Origin of the sequence: Streptomyces sp. NPDC058880, from assembly GCF_042742535.1 — a bacterium.
Classification (GTDB): domain Bacteria; phylum Actinomycetota; class Actinomycetes; order Streptomycetales; family Streptomycetaceae; genus Streptomyces.
On sequence record NZ_JBHYMC010000126.1, the window covers coordinates 1 to 4,265 of the forward strand.

The 4,265-nt window shown below is 66.7% G+C and carries 5 protein-coding genes and 1 pseudogene; 5 read left to right on the forward strand and 1 reads right to left on the reverse strand.

Annotated features, from left to right (window positions below; all coding sequences use genetic code 11):
* Positions 1 to 144 precede the first annotated feature (144 nt).
* On the forward strand, positions 145 to 501 hold the full coding sequence (locus tag ACFW2G_RS32885) for a hypothetical protein (protein ID WP_037931099.1): 357 nt from the start codon (positions 145 to 147) through the stop codon (positions 499 to 501).
* Between the two features lie 17 nt (positions 502 to 518).
* On the forward strand, positions 519 to 788 hold the full coding sequence (locus ACFW2G_RS32890; RefSeq protein ID WP_384456614.1) for a hypothetical protein: 270 nt from the start codon (positions 519 to 521) through the stop codon (positions 786 to 788).
* Between the two features lie 375 nt (positions 789 to 1,163).
* Here ACFW2G_RS32890 and ACFW2G_RS32895 read toward each other — a convergent pair whose 3' ends face one another.
* Positions 1,164 to 1,514, reverse strand: coding sequence for a hypothetical protein (locus tag ACFW2G_RS32895; protein WP_384456612.1), 351 nt, complete (start codon positions 1,512 to 1,514; stop codon positions 1,164 to 1,166).
* Between the two features lie 177 nt (positions 1,515 to 1,691).
* On the opposite strand from ACFW2G_RS32895, the gene ACFW2G_RS32900 reads away from it, so the two are divergent.
* From ACFW2G_RS32900 to ACFW2G_RS32910, 3 genes and pseudogenes are all read left to right on the forward strand, one after another.
* Entirely contained in the window at positions 1,692 to 2,330 is a 639-nt protein-coding gene (locus tag ACFW2G_RS32900) for a hypothetical protein (protein WP_384585594.1), read from the forward strand.
* A 293-nt stretch (positions 2,331 to 2,623) separates the two neighbouring features.
* Positions 2,624 to 2,935 carry a hypothetical protein gene (locus ACFW2G_RS32905; protein WP_037931093.1) on the forward strand — a complete coding sequence of 104 codons (312 nt, stop codon included), beginning with the start codon at positions 2,624 to 2,626 and terminating at the stop codon, positions 2,933 to 2,935.
* Positions 2,936 to 2,960: 25 nt separating this feature from the next.
* Positions 2,961 to 3,201: pseudogene (locus ACFW2G_RS32910) on the forward strand (IS5/IS1182 family transposase); the annotation flags it as partial.
* Between the last annotated feature and the right edge of the window lie 1,064 nt (positions 3,202 to 4,265).

Consider the following 4,265-nt stretch of genomic DNA (forward strand, 5'->3'; position numbering starts at 1 on the left):
GGGGGACCCTGTGGGAGAGTAGGACGCCGCCGAACAATTTTTGTGGGGAAGCCCCGTACCTTCTGGTACGGGGCTTTTCCGCGTTCACCAACAGTTTCCGAGGTTCGGCTCTGTATCCTGGCATGCGTTCCCCTGGAGGAAACGATGACAGCACAGCAGTGGGAAGACGGCGGACCTCTCGTCCCCCAGCCGGCGATGACCCGGGAAGCCCTGCGGGATGCCGTGCGGCGGATCGACATGGCCAGCCTGGCCGTGCTCGACAAGGAGTGCAATGAGGCCTTCGACCGTGCCGCGGAGACGGGTGCCATCAACCCCCTGCGGTTCTTCTTGATCAAGTGGGCCACGCACGTGGCAATCCACCGCTGGCCCGCACGGTCGGCAGCACTGCACGAAGCAGAACGCGTCGCGGGCGACCCCGATGCAACGGAGGAGCAGTTCCGCGCCGCCATGGAGACCAGTAGCCGCATCCTCGCCGAAGCCCAGCGCGAGATCGGTCAGTGACCCGGCGCGGCGAGGGCGTGGAGAACGACAGCGGCTGGGCATGGGAGTGCGACCCCAACCGGCTGTGGGTGCTCGGTGAAATGCCCGCAGCACAGCAGGAGCTGGTAGACGCTGTCATGGACGGCCTGGTCGACCTCGCCGCGATGGCCATCGACCCCAAGGACGGCAGCCTCTACGAGGACCCCCACCCGATGCGGTTGCGTACGTACGAGGACGAGCACCTCATGGTCTGGTACCAGACCATCGCGCACCGGAGCCGGGTCTACCTCAAGCGCGTGAACCTTTGACCCGAAGCGGGCTGGAAGGCCGGGCCACGTCAACGCATGCGCCGAACTCGAACCAGGGCCGGACTGGCGGCCGGCAGCGGCAGCGGCTGAGGAGACGTCCGCGATATGCGTCAAGCCGGTGTGCGCGAGGGCCCCTTCCGGAGTACAGCAGGCGCTGTGGGGGCTCGCAGTCGCGTGTGGCGCGCCACCGCCCCCACGGCGGACGCGTTGACGTAGCCGTCCCGCGCCGGCTGTCGCTCCGCCCGCCGCCGCGGCGACGGCACTACGGGTCGGGGAGCTCATTCCGATGTGATCAGTGGCCATAGGCAGCCGCTGTGCTTCCCGAATCGAGCTGATCTTGGAGATCATCCACCGGCTCGATCAGGACGCGGTCGGTCACCTGCGCAGCCATCCCTTCCTGGGAGGATCGGCTGGCGCGGGATCCCGTGCAAACACCAGCTCAGCGACGCAGATGCGCAGCAGCTGGGAGAGTGTGGAGGGGCTGTCAGAGCGGTCGTACCGGACCAACCAGGTCTGCTCCACGAGCCAACTCGTGGGAGAGGTCTGGAACACGAGGCGGCCGTACTTCTCCGGGTCGACGGCCCACCGCACATAGGTCCGGCTTATCTCCTCGGCCCGGGCAAGGGCTGTTTCCCTTCCGCCGTCAACGGGGATCTTGTCGACCAGTTCCCATGTGCTGTCGCCGCTGTACGACACGTTGGCTTCCACCAGCACATACCAGCTCATGACCCCGCACCCCCTGTGCTCCGTATGCACCCAACCCAGAGATTCATTCTGGATGCCGACAGCGCGCCTGGGAACGCACGTAGGGAATCCAAGATCGATCTATGACGAATGACCTGGATGCCCTACTGACTGCACTGTACGTGGAGATCGACGACGAGATCTGAGGTACCCGACGGATTGGCCGACCGCCGCAGCTGGGGCCTGCGCCTGTTCCTGGTGCGCACTCCGACAGGGATGCCCGCCCTTGAGGCACTGGCGAACCCGAAGCTGTACGAGCGGGAGGTCCTGTCGGCGATGGTGGACCGCGAACCGCACCCGGCCACGGACCGGCCCCGCCTGCTGGTGATCGTGAACAAGGGCTTCGCTTCCAAGGAGTTCGAGGCCGAAATGGCCTTCCGGGGCGCGGAGTTGCGGCGTCCTTTTTTCAAGCGCGAGCCGAAGCGCACGGGCGATAGCCTCCTGAGGTCGGGGCGGCAGTTGATCGAGTCGGTCAACGACACCCTGAAAGGCCAGCTGACCTGGAACAGCACGGTGGCCGACCCTCGAAGGCGTCGCCGTCCGCGTCGCCCAGTGCATCCTCGCGATGGCCGCCGAGATCTGGCACGACCACAAGATCGGCCCGCCCGTCATCCGATCCTTGATTGCCTACGACCACTGATCACGTTGGAATGGCTCGTCCAGGCCGCGGCGGTCCGCACCGGTCGTCAGCTGCTGTGCACCGAGGAGACCGCACGCGCATCGGACCGTGTGCGGCTGCTGAAGGAACCAGTCACGCTTGCGTCGGCTGTCAGCGCGGAGCTGTCGGGGACGCTGTGACGAAAAGCGACCGCCTCGACCACGCCGGATACCTCCGGGCCTTCTCCGCGATCAACTCCATGACCAGGTCCATGACCGGAGCCGCCGCGATAGCCGTGCAGACTGGCACGCCGTCGCCCAGCGCAACCTCTTCAACCGCATGGTCGGCCAGCTCTCCCCCTGCCTGCAGCAAGGCGGCTGGTTCGTCGAACCGGCCGCCTTCCCCTCACCGCCCTCGGCGGCCGAGACAGCCGGCGCCTGACCTGCGGCATCGAGCCTTGCCCAGGTCACTCACATCCGTCGATCATTCGCAGATGAGATCCGAAGTTCAGACGTTCGTCGCAGACGGCTCTCTGCCCGGCTGGGACGCCGACGAGCGGGAGCTCGACCGGCGAGTCAAACAAATCGAGGCCATCTCTGCACCCGTCACACGGATCGAGGCGCAGGCCCTGGCTGGCTGCTTCGGCCCCGACGACTGCTACGGCGTCGCCTGGTCGCTGCTGCACCTGATCGAGACCAGCCCTGGCCCGGTGCCGGCGGTCGCACCCCCCGGACCCGATGCCGATGACTGGCACCACACGCTCTGGAACCGCTGGGGAACCACGGGCTCACCGACGACGACTTGATTCGTGAGAGCCCTGAGGTGTCTGGATACCACCGTTCTCCGGGCTGAGCCCACGCGCCTTGGCGTAGCGGGTGACGGTGCTGCGTCGCGCCGCTGCGGGCTGGGTCCGCAAGGGCCCGCCGTGGATCCTGGCGTTCCTCGCTGTTCGGGATCTCGAAGCCGGCGGCCGACCGCATCATCGACCCCCTCGGGCCGATGTTCGCGCTCCAGCCTCGCAAGCGGTTCACCAAGGACGCCGTACTCATCGTGGACGACATCCTGGTCCCAGTGTCGACAGCGCGCTGGGACGGGTGGGTCTTGTAGCACCGGTGCCCCTCTGGGGTGGGGATGAGCGCCGTGGTCCACTCCACGGGCGCAGGGGGAGGCCCAGTGCGGCGAGGATGACCGGCGAGTGCCCGGGGAAGCGTGGTGGAGACGTCGGACGTCTCGACCGACAGCCCGGGGGCTTGCTCGTGCTCGTTGCATTTCGCAGACAGCCCCCTGATCAGTGGGTACCTCGAAGAAGCTCGCGGTGTCGGACTCCGTGGTCGCGCCACACCACGGCCGGGTGCATCGCTTCGCAGGGCCGCTGGCCTCGGGGTGCGTTCGGTGCCTCGGTGCCGCAGACGGGCTCATGAGTGTCAGCGCATGGCGGAGTCAACGCTCTCGGGCCTGTTCGCACGGAGCCGAATCTACGAGCCGGAAGGCCACGCGGCCTGTGCTGTGAGGACGGCGCAACCCGTGCTCGTCCTCGCTGGCGAGGTGACCGGCTCGTAGCTGCTGCACACCAGGAGGACCATCCAGCCGTGCCGGCCGCCGGCAGGCCAAGAGGCTGGCCGGGCGCCAGGAGGTACGAGACGCGGGTACGGCGTAGCCGGGGCGCTCTCGTCCCGCTCCGGCGGTGTCGCCCAGTAGGAAGAAGACACGATCGCCGCAACCACCCACGGATACGGCGGTCCTCACAGAGCGGTCGTCGACCGCATCCGCCACCGCATGAACTCCGCGAGGACGGACGTCGGCTACGGCCGAGGCTCGGCGGCGTTTTGACTCCCCGCGGGCCCGGTTGTAGAGTTGAACAGTTGCCTGGAGCGGACACGCTCGGCAACAGCCCCCACAAGGATGCACTTTCGAGTGGGGACACTCGACTCTTCATTCGGGAATCGAAGCCGGGGAAATCCGGTGGAAAACTTCTGATAGAGTCGGAACCGCCGGAAAGGGAAACGCGAAAGCGAAAACCTGGAAAGCGCCGAGGGAATTGGACACGAAAGAGTCTGATAGAGTCGGAAACGCAAGACAGCAGAACGAAAGCCCGGAGGAAAGCCGCAGCGAGTGTCGCTGGGGTGAGTACAAAG